12 protein-coding genes are annotated in these 17,930 nt (G+C 41.4%); 11 read left to right on the forward strand and 1 reads right to left on the reverse strand.

Features of this window, described 5'->3' with window-relative positions; genetic code table 11:
* Window positions 1–385: 385 nt before the first annotated feature.
* The 10 genes from MAHAU_RS05965 (at window position 386) to MAHAU_RS06010 (ending at window position 15,154) form a co-directional block, all read left to right on the forward strand.
* A complete protein-coding gene (locus tag MAHAU_RS05965) occupies window positions 386–2,395 on the forward strand; it encodes an ABC transporter substrate-binding protein (protein ID WP_013780824.1) in 2,010 nt (669 codons plus the stop codon).
* A gap of 99 nt (window positions 2,396–2,494) precedes the next feature.
* Window positions 2,495–3,499 carry an ABC transporter permease gene (locus tag MAHAU_RS05970; protein ID WP_013780825.1) on the forward strand — a complete coding sequence of 335 codons (1,005 nt, stop codon included), beginning with the start codon at window positions 2,495–2,497 and terminating at the stop codon, window positions 3,497–3,499.
* Window positions 3,500–3,533: 34 nt separating this feature from the next.
* Complete coding sequence (locus MAHAU_RS05975; RefSeq protein ID WP_013780826.1) at window positions 3,534–4,685, forward strand: ABC transporter permease; 1,152 nt, start codon at window positions 3,534–3,536, stop codon at window positions 4,683–4,685.
* Window positions 4,686–4,701: 16 nt separating this feature from the next.
* Window positions 4,702–5,697 carry an ABC transporter ATP-binding protein gene (locus MAHAU_RS05980; RefSeq protein WP_013780827.1) on the forward strand — a complete coding sequence of 332 codons (996 nt, stop codon included), beginning with the start codon at window positions 4,702–4,704 and terminating at the stop codon, window positions 5,695–5,697.
* Window positions 5,698–5,742: 45 nt separating this feature from the next.
* Window positions 5,743–6,753, forward strand: coding sequence for an ABC transporter ATP-binding protein (locus tag MAHAU_RS05985; RefSeq protein WP_013780828.1), 1,011 nt, complete (start codon window positions 5,743–5,745; stop codon window positions 6,751–6,753).
* Complete coding sequence (locus tag MAHAU_RS05990) at window positions 6,753–7,157, forward strand: hypothetical protein (RefSeq protein WP_013780829.1); 405 nt, start codon at window positions 6,753–6,755, stop codon at window positions 7,155–7,157. The genes MAHAU_RS05985 and MAHAU_RS05990 overlap by 1 nt, the downstream gene beginning before the upstream one ends.
* Window positions 7,129–7,572: a hypothetical protein gene (locus MAHAU_RS05995; protein WP_013780830.1), complete on the forward strand. Its 444-nt coding sequence runs from the start codon at window positions 7,129–7,131 to the stop codon at window positions 7,570–7,572. The genes MAHAU_RS05990 and MAHAU_RS05995 overlap by 29 nt, the downstream gene beginning before the upstream one ends.
* Before the next feature lie 145 nt (window positions 7,573–7,717).
* Complete coding sequence (locus MAHAU_RS06000) at window positions 7,718–10,609, forward strand: ABC transporter permease (RefSeq protein WP_013780831.1); 2,892 nt, start codon at window positions 7,718–7,720, stop codon at window positions 10,607–10,609.
* Between the two features lie 18 nt (window positions 10,610–10,627).
* Window positions 10,628–13,483 (forward strand): family 78 glycoside hydrolase catalytic domain, encoded by a 2,856-nt coding sequence (locus MAHAU_RS06005; protein ID WP_013780832.1) that lies wholly within the window; start codon window positions 10,628–10,630, stop codon window positions 13,481–13,483.
* Window positions 13,484–13,549: 66 nt separating this feature from the next.
* Complete coding sequence (locus MAHAU_RS06010; RefSeq protein WP_013780833.1) at window positions 13,550–15,154, forward strand: apiosidase-like domain-containing protein; 1,605 nt, start codon at window positions 13,550–13,552, stop codon at window positions 15,152–15,154.
* A gap of 143 nt (window positions 15,155–15,297) precedes the next feature.
* Here the strand turns inward: MAHAU_RS06010 and MAHAU_RS06015 are convergent, their stop codons facing one another.
* A complete protein-coding gene (locus tag MAHAU_RS06015; RefSeq protein WP_013780834.1) occupies window positions 15,298–16,437 on the reverse strand; it encodes a uroporphyrinogen decarboxylase family protein in 1,140 nt (379 codons plus the stop codon).
* A 300-nt stretch (window positions 16,438–16,737) separates the two neighbouring features.
* Between MAHAU_RS06015 and MAHAU_RS06020 the strand changes: the two genes are divergently transcribed.
* Window positions 16,738–17,829, forward strand: a complete 1,092-nt coding sequence (locus MAHAU_RS06020; RefSeq protein ID WP_013780835.1) for a uroporphyrinogen decarboxylase family protein — start codon at window positions 16,738–16,740, stop codon at window positions 17,827–17,829.
* Window positions 17,830–17,930: the final 101 nt, after the last annotated feature.

Below are 17,930 nucleotides of genomic sequence, written 5' to 3' on the forward strand. Positions count from 1 at the left end.
TTGTTGTTTTATGCAGTAGATAATAAGTGCAAGAATATTAGATTTGAACAAGTAATTAATGTATAAATGAACATGATTGTGCATATGTGGACGAGAAACGATGAAATATGAAGCTATGAAGAGCTATATAATTATAATAATAATATATGCTTAAAAATAAATAATTATGGCGATTGATGAAGGAATTATGTTGATATATAATTGATTTTATCGATGATTGTGTATAATATAAAGAGAGGGGGTTATCATGTTGTTAAAAATAGGCTGGCCATAAAATGATAACAGTGTACTTTAAGGCGAATTTTAGTTATATTTCTCATCTCTATTTTGACAGCAAGTATGCATGCATAACGAATTAAAAATTAAATTTGGGGGAGGATTTTAAATGAAAAAGTTAAGATTATTCGTAATATGGTTATTAGCTGTCGCTTTGTTGTTACCTACTGTTTTAGCTGGTTGCGGTACCTCGACTGAAGGCGAGAAACAGCCTGCTGAGACCGGTGAACAAACAACGGATCAAGAAGAACAAGTCGAAAATAAGCCCGAGCAAACCCAAGGTACTCCGACGGAGTTTAAGGAAGCACCCATACTGGCCGATATGGTCAAGGCAGGGAATTTACCATCGCTGAAAGAGCGTTTGCCTAAAAATCCTAAAGTAACGAACGAGATGCCAACCGATATGCTGGATTATGAAATAGGGCAATATGGCGGAACGCTTAGGACCGTAACGTATGCCCCCGATTGGGATGCCGATGTGTTCGTTATGTGCAATGAACCGCTGATCAATACGCCCGGTATACTCGGCGAGGAATTCACGCCCAATATTGTAGAAAGCTATGAAGTAAGCAGCGATCAAAAAGAATTCACATTTCACCTTCGCGAAGGATTAAAATGGTCTGATGGACAACCCGTTACAACAGATGATGTTAAATTCACATATGAAGATGTTCTACTGAATAAAGAACTCACACCTATATTTCCTAATTATTTAAGGGCTGGCAATAGCCCAGACGGTGCACCGGTAAAATTGGAGGTATTGGATCAATATACGTTTAAGTATATATTTGATAAACCATATGGTGGTTTGCTAGCTGTTATGGCTATACAGGGATGGCGTGGGTATACGGATTTCCTTAAACCCAAGCATTATTTACAAAAGTTTCATCCTAAATACACATCCAAAGAAGAATTGGATAAGCTCGTGAAAGAAGCAAAATATGAAACATGGGTACAACTATTTAGCTTCAAGGATATAACCAACTGGGAAGTGACCAGGAAAGAAGCCGTAGGTTTTCCTGGCCTTTATCCGTGGATATTGACATCCGTGCAGAATCAGGTATATACGTACGAAAGAAATCCATATTACTTTAAGGTGGATGCGGAAGGCAATCAATTGCCGTATATAGATAAAGTGGTAAGCACGCAGGTGCAGGATGCAGAGATGAGCACCATGAAGCAGATAGCCGGTGAGGTTGATTTTGCACGAGAGACCATGGCCATGACGAAGATATCAATGTATAAAGAGAACGAAAAGAACGGCTATAAGACTTATATGGCAAATATGCATGTTACCCCAACCGATATATGGCTCAATCAAACATATAATGATCCTACCTGGCGTAAGGTCGTGCAGGATAAAAGATTTAGGCAGGCTCTCAATTATGCTATAGATCGCAGTGAGGTAATAGATGCCATATATTATGGTTTTGCTGAACCATCTACAATAATACCCAGCGAATACAGCCCGGAGAAAGCCAATCAATTGCTCGATGAAATGGGCTTAAATAAGAAAGATTCGGAAGGTTTCCGTTTAGGACCAGATGGCAAACGCTTTACCATAAACTTTGAAGTACAAAATGCGGCACCTGATATAATACCGCTTACGCAGCTAGTTGTAGAATATTGGAAGAACGTTGGCATATATACTACGATGAAAACTATAGATTCCACTTTGTGGGGTCAAAGGAATGCTGCTAACGAGCTTCAAGCCAGCATGATATGGTCACATACCCCATTATGGTATATGGCTGATTGGCTGCAAGGTTATTGGGCGCCGTTATGGTGGAACTGGTGGGGTACACGTGGCCAACAGAAGAGGACTGAGGTTAAGGATGCCGAGGGCAAGGTGGTAAAGACTATAGCACCTGAAGAGCCGCCGGAGGATGTCAAAGCATTTTATTCAGAGATCGATAAAATATCCGTGGAGTCCCCTGAGGGAGCTCGTCAGGCTTATGAGAATATAAAGAAGATGATGAACGATAATATCTATTATTTCGTTCATATAGAAAAGGTTAAACAGCCGTTCCTGGCTAATGCCAACCTAGGTAACGTATCAGATAAAGGGTTTGCTATAGCCGCTAATTTCAGCGGCGAGCAGTTCTTCTATAAGAAGTAATGTGCAATTTATTCAATATGGTTCAAGCGCAGAATTAAGTTCTACGCTTGAACCACTTCTGGATGTACTAAAATATGTTAGAGAAGGGATGAACATGGGATGTTAAACTATGTGGGTCGTCGTGTCCTTCAATTGATACCGCTTCTGATCGCCATATCGATAATAATATTCGTTATAATACAACTCCCTCCCGGGGATTATTTAACCATGTATATACAGCAATTGGAGTTGGCCGGTACTGATGTGAGTGAGGCTCAAATTGAGCTGTTAAAAAGCCAATATCATTTGGATGAACCATTAGTTCAGCAATATTTTAGCTGGATAGGAAATATCGTTTTTCATGGAGACTTCGGTTTATCGCTTTTATGGAATCAGCCGGTTACCGAGGTTATTGGTGAGCGTATAACGTTGACGATAGTCGTATCGCTTATGACGTTGATTTTCACTTGGTTGATAGCCTTACCTATAGGCATATATTCTGCCACACATCAATACTCCATAGGCGATTATATCTTTACATTTATAGGGTTTATCGGCGTATCGGTACCAGGTTTTTTAATAGCTTTGGTTATTATATATGCAGTTTTTTCTCAGACGGGCGTAGCTATGACCGGCTTATTTTCGCCGGAATTCGTAACAGCACCATGGGGGTGGGCCAAGATTATAGATATGCTTAAACATATGTGGCTTCCCGTAATAATAATAGGTTTATCCGGAACAGCTGGTCTTATTCGAACCGTAAGGGGTATGCTGTTGGATGAATTAGGTAAACAGTATGTTATAACAGCACGTGCCAAAGGTGTGCCAGAGCGGCGTTTACTTTTCAAGTACCCCATTCGTGTTGCCATCAACCCAATAATAAGTACTATAGGTTGGACATTGCCGGGCATTATATCCGGTGAGGCTTTGGTATCTATAGTGTTAAATTTGCAGACGATGGGGCCGGTATTGATGAAAGCTTTACAAAGCCAGGATATGTATTTGGCAGGGAGTTTTTTATTGATAACTAGCACGTTAACTATTATAGGTACTCTCATATCTGATATATTGTTAGCTTGGTTGGATCCAAGAATAAGGTTCGGAGGAGTAACTGAAGAGGGATGATGTTTAATATAGAGCAGAGGGGGACGGTATTATCATGTCAGTAAACTTTCCTACAAATGAAAATGCAAAGCTCAACGATCATGGTAAACAGCAAAAAAAGGCAGAGAAAGAAGAAGCTTATTACGTTGCTTCACAATGGCAATTGATGTGGTGGAAGTTTAGAAAGCATAAATTAGCTATGATAGCAGCCCCGGTGCTTATAATACTTTACCTAGGGGCTATATTTGCTGATTTTCTGGTGCCAGCAGTACCCGAGCAACGTTTCCCGGATTATAAAAATGCGCCACCGCAGGTTATAAGATTTTATGAGGAAGGTGAAGGCTGGCAGAAACCTTTTGTATATGAAATAAAACGCCATACGGACCCTGAAACATTTCAAAGGGTATATACTATAGATAAGAGCAAAAAATATCCGGTTCACTTTTTTGGTAGAGGGGTTGAATATAAGCTATTTGGATTATTTAATACTAATATACATTTGATTACATCTGATGGGCCGTTGTTTCTGTTGGGTACGGACGCGCTCGGCAGGGATCTGTATACGCGCATACTATACGGTTCAAGGATATCTCTTTCTATCGGTTTGGTGGGTGTTGCAATAACTTTCGTTCTGGGTTTATTGCTTGGTGGCATATCGGGATATATAGGCGGTGTTACGGATACCATTATACAGAGAATTATAGATCTGATAATATGCATACCTACCATCCCGTTATGGATGGCATTAGCCGCGGCGCTGCCTAGGAATTGGTCGCCGGTTAAGATGTATTTGGCCATCGTTATGATTACATCTATTATAGGCTGGACAGGCTTGGCCAGGGTGGTTAGAGGTAAAGTGTTGTCATTGCGTGAAGAAGACTTTACGACAGCAGCAAGGTTAGCTGGAGCTGGAGACATGTACATTATAACCAGGCATATGATACCATCCTTTGCTAGTTATATAATAGTCTCACTGACGCTGTCGATACCTTCAACTATTTTAGGGGAAACCTCGCTGAGCTTCCTTGGATTAGGACTTCAGCCGCCGGCGGTTAGTTGGGGCGTGCTATTACAGGATGCGCAGAAGCTTGATACAATCGCTCATCAGCCGTGGCTTTTACTGCCTATAATATGGATAGTGGTAACAGTTTTAATGTTTAACTTCTTGGGTGATGGATTGCGTGATGCCGCGGATCCTTATAAATAAGGGGGAGATCTTGAATATGCTAGAGAATACTTTGCTGGAAGTAAAAGGCCTAAAAACATATTTTTATTTAGATGAGGGCGTCTTGAAGGCCGTAGACGGGATTGACTTCGCTATACAAAAGGGCAGAACATTGGGTTTGGTCGGCGAAAGCGGATGTGGCAAAAGTGTTACGTCTCAAGCGATCCTCAATATAGTACCTAAACCGGGCAAAATAGAAGGAGAAGTATTGCTTTATAAAGATGGCAGCGATAAGCCGCTTGATTTGGCCAAGCTCGATCCTTTTGGTCCTCAAATAAGAAGCATACGCGGTGCCGAAATAGCTATGATATTTCAGGAGCCTATGAAAGCATTTCATCCAATGTATACGATAGGTAATCAAATCATGGAGGCACTGCTCTTACACGTTACTGATAATGAAGCGGAAGCGAGAGATATTGCATTGGATATGCTGGGACGTGTTGGCATGCCCAATCCAAAACAACGAATAGATGAATACCCGCATCAGTTATCGGGAGGTATGCGGCAAAGGGCTATGATAGCTATGGCATTATGTTGCCGTCCGTCAATTCTGATAGCTGATGAACCAACCACAGCACTGGATGTGACTGTACAAGCGCAGGTTTTACAATTGATAAAAGAGTTACAAGATGAATTGGGCATGGCTGTAATATTTATCACTCACGACTTGGGTGTTATTGCAGAGATGGCCGATGAGGTAGCGGTTATGTATCTCGGAAAAATTGTAGAACAATGTGATATAAATACTATATTTGATGAACCGTTGCACCCATATACCAAAGCTTTATTAAGCTCTATACCAGAGATAGGCAGGCCTGCCAGGAGCAAATTGAATGTTATTGAGGGCACGGTACCAATACCCCTTAATATAGGTAAGGGCTGTGGATTTTATTCGCGCTGCAAAGATGCTAAGGAAGGGTTGTGCAATACCGAGGATCCGCCGATGACCGAGGTAAAACCCGGACACTATGTGAGATGTTTTCCGAATGAATGATACTTTATTGATTTAAACGTTGGATAAAGGAGGCTGGTTTTGTTTATGGATGATACAATTGTGGAAGTGAAATCACTGAAAAAGTACTTTCCAATAAGAAGCGGATTTTGGAAAAGAACTACCGGCTATGTAAAAGCTGTAGATGATGTAAATTTGTACGTGCGTCATGGGGAGACACTGGGTTTAGTGGGAGAGTCTGGCTGTGGTAAAACTACATTGGGTAGATGCATATTAAGGGCTATAGATCCAACTGATGGCTCTGTTGTCTTTAATGTCGATGGTGATAAAGCGGTTGATGTGGTTACTATGGAAGAAAGGGATATCAGGCCGTTTAGGAAAAATATGCAGATGATATTTCAAGATCCATATTCTTCATTGGATCCAAGGATGACTATATTGGATATAATAGGAGAGCCGCTGACCGTAAATAAGATGTTAACAAGAAGACAGTTAATAGACCGCGTAGAAGAGCTCATGGAGATCGTAGGTCTGGACAGGAAATATTTGCGGCGCTATCCGCATGCTTTCAGTGGTGGTCAAAGGCAAAGAATAGGCATTGCCAGAGCATTGGCTACTAATCCTAAATTTATTGTATGCGATGAGGCTGTTTCAGCGCTGGACGTTTCTGTACGTGCTCAAATATTAAACTTATTGTTGGATCTCCAAGAGAGATTTAAATTGAGTTATTTGTTTATCTCTCATGATTTAAGCGTGGTTCATCATGTGTCTCATCGCGTGTCGGTTATGTACGTAGGTAAAATCGTGGAAACCGCTAAAACCGATGAGCTTTATAGAAATCCTAAGCATCCCTATACAGAGGCATTGCTATCGGCTATTCCGAGGCCGAATCCGCATGTTAAGATGCAGCGGATAATCTTACCTGGGGAGGTAGCAAACCCTGCTGATCCTCCGCCTGGTTGTTATTTCCATCCGCGTTGTCGCTTTGCACAGGATATATGTTCCAAAGAGATACCGGAGTTTAGGGAGATAGAAAAAGACCATTATGTGGCGTGCCATTTGGCTGAACAGTTAATGCTTCAAGGAGTAGAGATATAATGTCGATCATCATTATCCTTTTGCTGACCGTTGTTATTTTAACATTGGTCATGCTGGCTAGCATATGGCAGATAAATGCAGCAGCCAAGTTGATGGTAGGTACTAAGCACCATGACATGGAATATATTATAAATACTGGCAAGGTGCCGCAAAGTTGGTCAAAGCCATTTGAAAAAAAGATTGCAAAATTAAAACGAAGAGCAAATAGTCAAATGGAAATTCTTGAGTTAAAAGAAAAAGCAAATGAGGATTATATGCATAAACTGAGTAAACTTATAGACTATGCAAAAACAACTAAACTGGTCGATAGTGAGGAAACGCGACAAATATTAGTAGAAAGTCTCGATGTTGTGTTTAATGAATGGAAGGAAAAGAATGAAAGAGGATGGTTGCTTGGAGAATAAAATAAGCCTGCAGGAGCATTTATTGGTATATGCATTGATTATTATCACAGGTGCGTTGGGGCTGCTGGATTGGTTCATGCTCAGGGATATGATATTGGCTCTTTTATCATCGAGTTCTCTTGACCCATGGAGCTGGGGAGCTATAGATAAAATCTGTTTTATTATTTTGGGAATAATGTGGCTAATACTTATATTTGTGAGTGCTCATTGTTATGAAAAAGGAGTTGTCAGAAAAAAACTTTGGCGCTATTTTTCTTTTATAACAGGGATAGAGCTAATAATATTATTTGTGACCCATGTTATACCGATTATAGTCGGTCAAGCTCATTATAGTGTTTTGCTTACAATATTAGAAGCAGTGGGTGGTACCGCATGTATAATTGGCTCGTTTTATATTAAGTCCCCTAGTTTTTAGTGTAGAATAGCTGTTGCGGCAATGCCGGGAGTTAGAACATTTAATGGTATCGCTCTAATTCCCTTTTTCCCTTTCATTGTTGATATGTGCTGTTATAGGAACATGTAGTAGCAGGTTGTGACGAAATAGCAAGGGGGCAGATTTGGTGACTGCGTTGGTTATGATTTTACGCAAGATGATCAACAACCGATATCTGGTTTTATGTTTGCTCGTCGGTCTAATAATATCTATTGCATTGGTTAGCAGTATACCTATGTATGGTGAGGGCGTATTGCAGAGAATGCTGACAAAAGACCTTGAGGAGTACCAGGTAACATCCGAAAGTTATCCAGGTGCCTATAAACTTAGCTTATATTTTAAGACCGAAACCCCTGCAAAAGATAAGGCTAATATTTATGAAAGGCTTAACCGGTATATAACTGAAGATGTACCGAACCGCTTAAATGTTCCGATAATTACAGCAGTTCAAAGTTTGGCTTTACAGCCTTATGAAATGAAGCCAGCTGATCTTACCAAGGCTGATCCCAATGTAAGTCGATTTGGTAAGATTCAGGCATTATCGGATTTCGATAGACATATCAAGCTTATAGATGGCCGAATGCCTAATAAACAACGTGTAAATGATGTTTTTGAAGTACTGGTAACCGAAACCGTTTTGGAAAAACTAGACACGGTTTTGGACACGGTATTTTTAATGAATATGCCTCAAGATACAGGACTGGGGCAGATAAAGATCAAACCGGTTGGCGTTTTTACAGCGAAAGATCCTAATGATCCTTATTGGCTAGGAACAGCCTCTATCAACGATCAAAGCCTTATAGTGGATATGGATCTCTTCAAAAGTTTTTTCGCAGAGCAAAAAAAGCCGTTGATTAAAACCAGCGATTGGTATTATGCTTTGGATTATAGAAAGATAATGGCTAAAGATATAAATGCGTTTTTGTCTCGTAATGATTCTATAATAAAGCATGCTAATAATATATATGACGGTTTAACAGTGAGTTCACCTATAAATGATATCTTGTTGAAATATCAAGAGCAGGAAAAGCAAGCTAATATATTGCTTTTAATACTGAACGTACCCGTGTTGCTGATGTTAATTTTTTACATATTTATGGTTGCATTTTTGATTATAGATGCGGACAGAGATGAGATAGCCGTGTTGCGCAGCCGCGGTGCCAGCAGAGGACATATATTGTTTCAATATCTATTTGAAGGAATTATATTAGCGGGAGTAGGCTTTGCTGTCGGGCCATTGTTGGGACTATTGTTGACCAAGCTTTTAGGTATATCCAATGGTTTTCTGGAATTTGTAAACCGCAAGGCTATACCGGCGATGTTGAGCCGCACCGCATATCAATATGCGCTGTTAGCCGCTGTAGGGTGTATTGTTATGTTTCTGGTACCGGCTTATTTTGTGGTACCGGCTTATTTTGCCACTAAAGATACTATAGTCAGCTATAAACAGCAAGAGGCGCGATATATAGGAAGCTCATGGTGGCAAAGCTCGTTTGTCGATATAATACTTATAGCAATAGGCATATTCGGCCTTTATTTATTTGACCAGTTTCAGCAAATACTGGCTGTTACCGGCGTGGACCCGACTGATATCCAAATAAACCCGCTGTTATTTTTTGCATCAACATTGTTCGGCTTGGGAACAGGATTGTTGTTTTTGCGTATATATCCTTGGCTTATAGAAGGCATATACAGGATTGGACGCCGTTTTTGGACACCATCGCTATATTATGTTCTTATAAAAGTTAGCCGTTCATTGCGGCAATATGAATTTCTTATGATCTTTCTAATAATGACTATAACTGTCGGACTATTTAGTGCTAATGCCGCAAGAACGTGGAACCGTAATATGGAGGACCGTATTCGTTATCAGATAGGAACGGATATAGTCATAACCACTGTATGGGAGGGCCAGTTTGTAACTGCAGGCAGTAATACTTCTTCCGGTACAGGTTCGTCCGCTGAACCGGAGAGGCTTCAATATACCGAACCACCTTTTTTAAGCTATCAACAATTACCGGGAGTGGAACATGCGGCTAAAGTATTTAAAAAACAAAGGGCAGATGTAGAAGCATCGGGGAAAATTATAAATGATGTGCAATTGATGGCTGTAGAACCTTATGAATTTGGCCAAACGATATGGTTTCGCTCGGATTTATTAAAACCCTATCATATAAATGATTACTTAAATTTACTTGCTTATGAACCGAGCGCGGTTCTTATATCCAGATCGCTCAGCGAGAAGTATAGCATTAACCCCGGGGATTATATCGATATAAGTTGGGCTGGGGCGGATGCGGCCAATTTTGTAGTATATGGTATAGTGAATTATTGGCCAACATGGAACCCTTTTGATCAATCTATGAAACGAGGGTCAGAATTAAGGGATAATCAGCCTATGTTGGTAGTTGCGAATTTGCCTTACGTGCAAAATAATATGGCATTGGAACCATATGAAATATGGCTGAAACTAAAGCCAGGCGCCAGTAGCGCTGAGCTATATAATGAAATAAGAGAAAGAAAGTTGCCTGTAATGGAGCTTAAGGATGCTGATCAGGAGATAATAAAGTTAAAAAATGAGCCGATGCAACTCGGCATGAACGGTACTATGACGTTAGGCTTTATTGTATCATTGATCATAACGTTTTTGGGCTTTTTATTGTATTGGATAATTTCTATGCATAAACGCACATTTGAATTTGGCGTATTGCGTGCTGTTGGCATTTCGCTATATCAGGTGGTAAGTATGCTGGTATGGGAACAAATTTTAACATCGGGTATAGCTGTTATATTTGGTATAATTGTAGGTGGGATTACGAGCAGATTGTTCGTTCCCATGCTACAAGTAGCTTATGATATAAATTCTCAGGTGCCGCCTTTTAGAGTTATAGCTCAGATAGAAGATAGAATGAAGATTTATATTATGATAGGAATAATGTTTGTGGTAGGACTTGTGGTGCTAGGTCGCATATTGGCCAGGATAAAGATAAGCCAGGCTATAAAATTAGGAGAAGAATAATGAAAGGTGGAATGTTGTATGGAATGGAAAGCGGAATGGATATGGGACGATAGCGGTTTACACCCAAGAAACTATTGGGTGTGTTTTAGGCGCTGTTTTGAAGCTCCGGTGGATATAGATGATGCTGTACTGCATATTACAGCGGATTCCAGGCATGTGGTCTATGTAAACGGCCAAAGGCTGGGTTTCGGTCCGGTACGCAGCTGGCCTTTCGAGCAATCCTTTGATTCATACTCCGTAAAGGATTATCTAAAACCGGGCGTCAATGTTATAGCTGTACTGGTCACTCATTACGGTGTGGGCACATTCCAGTACATAGAAGGCCGCGGTGGCCTTTTAGCCCAACTGGATTTTTGTAAAAATGGACAGTTGAGCGGCAGCATTTGTACCGATGATGAGTGGCGAACAGTACCTCATGCCGGCTATAAAAGGGAATCGGTGCGCATAAGCTGCCAGCAAGCATGGGCCGAGATATACGATGCCGGTAAGTTTGATAACGGCTGGGCATCGATGGATTTTGATGACAGCAATTGGAGCTATGCGAAATCAATAGGCCGGGTTGGCATGGAACCTTGGACCAAGTTGGTTGAAAGGGATATACCATATCTGACCGAAGAACCTGTGTATCCACGTCGCATCGCATCAATAAAAGGAGTCATGCCGGTTAAGCAGCATGTATCCATTGACCTGCGGCCCAGTCTTTTTCCAGAGGAATACGATGCCAACCCCAAAGCTCATCTGGGGTATCTGGCTACCGTAATATGGTCTCCCAAAGCTATGGAGGGGCGCATGATATTTCCATTTGGCAAATGGGTCAGCGTTTGCGGTGATTTCCGGATAAACGATGAAATATATCATTTAAATGAAACCGGCGAGGTTAATGTGCGTTTACAGGCCGGCGACAATCTCTTTATAATGAATACCAGCGGCGCATATCATGAGATGTTCGTACATATGGCCTTTGATTTCGAGGAAAATATAACATTCAGAGCTCCTTTGAATGGTGAGGGGGACGAATTTGCGACTATCGGCCCGTTTGATAACAAGACCGTATTGAAGATAGGTTATCCGCAAGATGATACCTTGAGCGAAACCCCGGAGTATCATGCGATATGGGAAATAAAAGACGAAAGTGCGCTGACGCCTTATAGTCGATGGATAAATCCTGTATTGTCTGAGCATATGTGCGTAGATAATGTATATACATTGTCCACTGTAAAGAATACCATAGCTGAATACGATGTACCTTACGAATATCACAACATGGTTATAGCCAATGATAACTGTACTATAATAAAACCGTTTGAAATCGGTGATACGGAATTGATTATAGATTTTGGCCGTGAGTTATCCGGTTTTATAGCTTTCGATATAGATGCTCCTGCTGGGGCAGTTCTGGATTTTTATATGTTCGAGAGTATGCACGATGGCATTATAGAGAATACTACAGGACTTAACAATACCATGCGCTATATAACTGCCGATGGCAGGCAACGATATAGATCCTTTGTGCGCCATGGCTTCAGATATATTATGCTAACAGTAAGGGACCTAAAGAGCCCTATTAAAATCTATGGTATAAAAACCTATTTAAGCACTTATCCTGTTGCAGAGGTTGGCCAATTTAGGAGCTCGGACTACTTGCTCAATCGAATATGGGAAATATCACGTGATACCACGCGTTTATGCATGGAAGATACATTTGTAGATTGCCCTGCTTACGAGCAAACCTTTTGGGTGGGCGATGCCCGCAATGAGGCTTTGATAAATTATTATACATTTGGAGTATACGACATAGTCAAGCGTTGTCTCAATCTGGTGCCGAAGTCCATGTACAGAACGGCATTGCCCGAATCGCAGATACCCAGTGGCTGGCAGAATGTTTTAACGGCATGGACGCTGTTTTGGATGAACGCCTGTCGCGAGTATTATGATTTTACGGGAGACAAAGCTTTTTTAGAAGGGATATATCCGTCACTGGTTGAAACAGTTAAGAACTTTACAAAGTTTATCAATAAAGACGGTTTACTGGAGATAACGGCGTGGAATATGCTGGACTGGGCTCCTATGGATACGGTGGATAGCGGCGTGGTTACGCATCAGAATGCATTACTGGTAAAAGCCTTGAAGGACACCGCTTATCTGGCAGATCAACTGGGTAAAGGAAATGACAGCGCTATGTTTGTGCGATTTGCAGACCACCTTAAGGATGCCATAAATCGATTCCTGTGGTCGGAAGACGAGAAGGCTTATATAGACAGCATCCATGCCGATGGACAGCGTTCCAAGGTGATAAGCCAGCAAACCAATGCCATAGTGTATCTATGCGACTGCGCCGAAGGTGATAGAAAACAGATAATAGAAAAATATATGTTCGACCCGCCGGAACATTTCGTCAAGATAGGCAGCGCTTTTATGTCATTCTTTTATTTCGAAGCTTTGCTCAAGCTGAATCGTATGGACGAGATTCTGGATAATATAAGGCAAAACTGGGGTACGATGCTCGATTACGGCGCCACTACATGCTGGGAAACTTTTATAGGGTGGTGGAAAGGCGGCCTTACGCGCAGCCATTGTCACGCATGGTCGGCGGCTCCGGGGTATTTTCTGGGCGCCTATGTATTGGGTGTGCGTCCCATAGAGCCAGGGTTTTCGAAAATCCTAATCGAGCCGCAGCTATGCGATCTCAAGTGGGCCGAGGGCTCTGTGCCCACTCCGAGGGGCAGAGTGGATGTAAGCTATAGAGATAGGGGCGATTACCTCGATATATCTGTCGAAATACCCGAAGGTAGTACCGCGCATATAGTATTTCCGGGAAATAAAAAAGTCAGATTCAACGGCAATTTCGTTGATGAAGATTTTATAGATATTTAAAATACAGCTTGTATGGATAAAGGATAATATTAAATTCATTTAAAGAGATTTGTAAAGGAGGTCTTCATGATGTCATATGCTGAACAAAATTGCATGGTCGAATGGTTTTATGTTTCAAATAAAAAATATAAGGATCCATTCAATGAAGTAGAGTTATCGGCAGTTGTAACCGATCCGGATGGACAAGAAAGGGTAATACCGGCTTTTTGGGCAGGTGGGCAGAAATGGTGTATACGCTATTCATCACCAAAAACAGGTCGTCACCATTTCTGTACCGTATGCTCGGATGTTTCTAACACAGATTTACATGGCAAAGAGGGTGATATTGAGATATCGGTTTATAGTGGGGATAATCCTTTGCTAAAGCATGGGCCTTTGCGTGTATCGGATGGCAAAAGGCATCTTGAGCATATTGATGGTATGCCTTTCTTCTGGTTGGCAGATACGTGGTGGATGGGATTGTGTAAAAGATTGAAATGGCCAAAAGATTTTCAGACACTAGCATTAGATAGGATAGATAAAGGTTTTTCTGTTATACAGATAGTTGCCGGCTTATACCCTGATATGAAACCATTTGATGAAAGAGGAGCTAATGAGGCTGGCTTTCCATGGGAAGAAGGATATGAACGTATTAATCCAGCGTATTTTGATAAAGCGGATGAAAGGATCAATTATCTTATAGATTTAGGATTGGTTCCATGTATTGTAGGTTGCTGGGGTTACTTTCTTAATTTTATGGGGATTGAAAAGATAAAAAAACACTGGAGAAATCTTGTGGCAAGATACGGTGCCTATCCTGTAGTATGGTGTTTGGCAGGTGAATATGATATGCCTTATTATCTGTCTACGGATCAAAAAAGAGATAGGGAAGCGCAGAGGCTGGGGTGGAAAGAGATAGGGACATATTTGCGAGAGGTAGACCCGTATCATAATCCTATAACAGTTCATCCGGGCAGCTATACCAGAGAGGTACCTGGTTTTGCCGATGTATTCGATTTTGATATGTTACAGACTGGTCATAGCGACGACTCCATAGGGAATACGGTATTCAGGATTCATCAGTCTTATCAAGCGGAACCGGTTATGCCTGTGATAGATGGAGAGGTTGCTTACGAAGGGATAGGTGGTCAGTGTAAAGAGCAAGTTCAAAGGTTGATGTTTTGGGCTTGTGTATTAAATGGTGCTGCCGGGCATACATATGGCGCGAACGGCATCTGGCAGGTAAATACCAAAGAGAAACCATTTGGTCCCAGTCCACATGGTATGAGCTGGGGAGATACTCCGTGGGAGGAGGCATATAAGCTGCCTGGTTCTTATCAATTGGCACTTTCAAAAAAACTTTTAGAGAGGTACAAATGGTGGTTATTTGAGCCACATCCCGAGTGGATAGAAGTCAATGTATCCGAAGAAAAACGAGAACATAATTATTATCCTTATATTGCAGGGATACCGCAAAAAGTTCGGATTATTTACTTACCTTTTTTCTATCCTGTGTTTAAGATAAAAAATTTAGAAAAAGGGGTTTCTTATAAAGTATTTCTTTTTAATCCTATAAGCGGCGATGAGATTGACTGTGGCATTGTTAGGCCAGAAGACGGAGAATGGTCTTTATCGCGTCTCCCGATCTTTCAAGATTGGGTGCTTGTTATGGAAAGCATAGATAACGCATAGGGAAAATTTCTTTAGAATTATGGTAGATGAGTTGTAATATTTAGCAGTCTCCATTAGCTGGAAACTGCTAAATATACTTTTATACGGCGTGTTAATTCCGGATAATCATAAAAGGTGTATAAATGGAGTACTGCCTTTTGTAATCAGAATTTTCCGGATAATAGATCCATTTTCCGTTTCATATAATACCTGAAGTTTTCTAATGATATATCAGGCGGGACTGTGTGATCGACTGTAGGTATGAATCCTCCTTCCTCTATTAACGGATATAGAGAGGCCAAGTGTTTATCTATGTTTTCTTTAGTTTTTGCCAATTCCCTCTTATCAACGCCGCCCCAAAGCCTTAAATCTTTGCCGAACTTCTTACGTAGCTTTATGGGATCCATATCGGCAGCTCTTTCCATAGGCCATATAGCATCCACGCCTGCCTCCATCAAAAGAGGAATCAAAGCCTCGCAGTTACCATCAGTATCCACACATACGTAACGAACACCATGGCTTTTAAAATAATCCACTAATCGGCACATACGGGGAAAGATGAACGTTTTATAGGTATCCGGACTTAACAAGGGGCCGTTTTTCATAGACATATCTTCATTGATAAATACGTAATCTACGTCGGTTTTTTCCAATATAGGGTGCGATACTTCGATGGTGAAATCTGCTATAAACTCCATCATCTCATGCATAAGCGCAGGTTGATCATACCATGCATAACACACGTTCTCGGTTCCCATCCATTCTCGGGCTCTCCAAAAGAAACCCAACGTGCTACAATTTCTGCCAAGTACCAGCACATGTTCTCTTTGACGCCATCTCGGTAGCATTATCTCCTGCCACTGTGGTGGATATCTACGGCCTAAGTTAGCTACATATCGTTTTTTGATCTCTCGGAAATCGTTGATGTTCTTGACCGGAAAGCTCAGAAATTGATCCATACTGGCTCTGGTCCCCCACGCCGTACCTTCGATCAAAGCCTTGCGTATGACGCCGTTTTCATCGCGTATGATCTCATATCGATCAGTTTTCTCAAGGGTTTCGGTTTCAAAAGGCGGTATCATCCCATAATTGACGTTTATATATTCTCTGGCATCCATATTGAAATATTCCTCGCCGGTAAACCAATCCCAATGTAGATCATACATATTTAATCCTTCTTCGTGCCATCGATCCATAGTTTGACCCCAAACGCCGACTTCGTGATTGGGTATTCTATCTACGGATTTATACTCCATGGTGTTGATAAATCTCTGACGACATGAAAGCGGTTCTTGAGTAAACATAAGATTCTCCTCTCACTATAATTCTGGGATCATTATAATACAATTTTCTATAAAGCTGTTAGCACAAAAAGATGATAATATAGGGCAATATGATTTTTAGCACAAAAGGCCAATCTTTTAGCATTGTTGGCTCATAAAGGGAAATAATCCGTATCAGTACGAAACGAACCAATAATAAAAGCGAAGAAAAGATATTTTATGCAAGAAGATATTTGTTTTGTATAAATATTGTACTGTTCTTTTGTGTTACAATTGAGATAATTACAGAAGCAATGAAAATGGTGAAGGGAGAATACAGTTGTGAGTTTGAACAGACATATGAACGACCGGGAACGGTTTTTGGCTGCTATGAGATATAAACCGGTAGATCGAGTCCCATACCGCGAATTCGGTGCTTGGCCTGAGACTATTGAACGCTGGCTTAGCGAAGGGTATGAACCGAACAATCCGCCGATTTCAACAGATTACTGGGATTGGCAAGGAGGATGGTTTTTTCCTAATCCGCCATTTGAGCATAAAGTCATCGAAGAAGATGAAAGAACGGTGCTTTATATAAACCATGAAGGTATATTGATACGCGAGCGTAAAGATAACCCTATGTCGTCAATGCCGCAGTTTGTAAGGTTTCCTGTGGAAACGCGAGAGGATTTCCGCACCTTCTGGAAGGAAAGGATGCAGCCGGATTTAGCCGCTCGTCTTGGCCCAAATTGGAAACAAAAGCTGGCTGCTTATCGTCAGCGTGATTATCCGCTTGTAGTCATTGCCGATCGTTGGGGTGGCTTCTTTGGGCCGTTGAGGAATCTATTGGGAGTAGAGAGATTGTGCATGCTTTTCTATGATGATCCGGCATTTCTGGAAGAGATGATGGAAGCAGAGGCTGACTTCATGATACGGATGATGGATCAAATCCTGGATTATACTGATGTTGATGTTTTCGGGTTCTGGGAAGATATGGCCTATAAGAATGGTCCGCTGGTTAGCCCTGAGTTGTTTCGCAAATTTGCTTTGCCAAGGTACAGGCGTGTGGTGGATTTCTTGCACTCAAGAGGGGTGGAGTTCATATCGCTGGACAGTGATGGCAATATAACAAAGCTTATTCCCATTTGGCTGGATGCGGGTATAAATGTCCTTTATCCATTTGAAGTGCAGTGTGGCATGGATGTACTCAAAGTTCGCAAAGAATACGGCCGCGACCTGCGCATGTGGTTTGGTATAGATAAACGAGCCGCGGCGCATGGGCCGGAGGCTATTGATGCAGAGCTGGCACGTGTTGCGCCGCTAATACATGATGGTGGCTATGTTCCCGGACCTGATCATTCTTTCCCGCCTGATGTTTCATTTGAAAACTACTGCTACTTTATGGAGAAACTGGCTGCTATTGCGCGAGCTTAAAGCGCTTAAATTAAAGCATTCGACATACAATCTCTGGAATTAAGAGGCCAAATCGAGCAAAAGGAGGGCTCATTATGCTGTTTAATGCAAGCTGGCCATAA

Source organism: Mahella australiensis 50-1 BON, from assembly GCF_000213255.1.
Classification (GTDB): Bacteria; Bacillota; Clostridia; order Mahellales; family Mahellaceae; genus Mahella; species Mahella australiensis.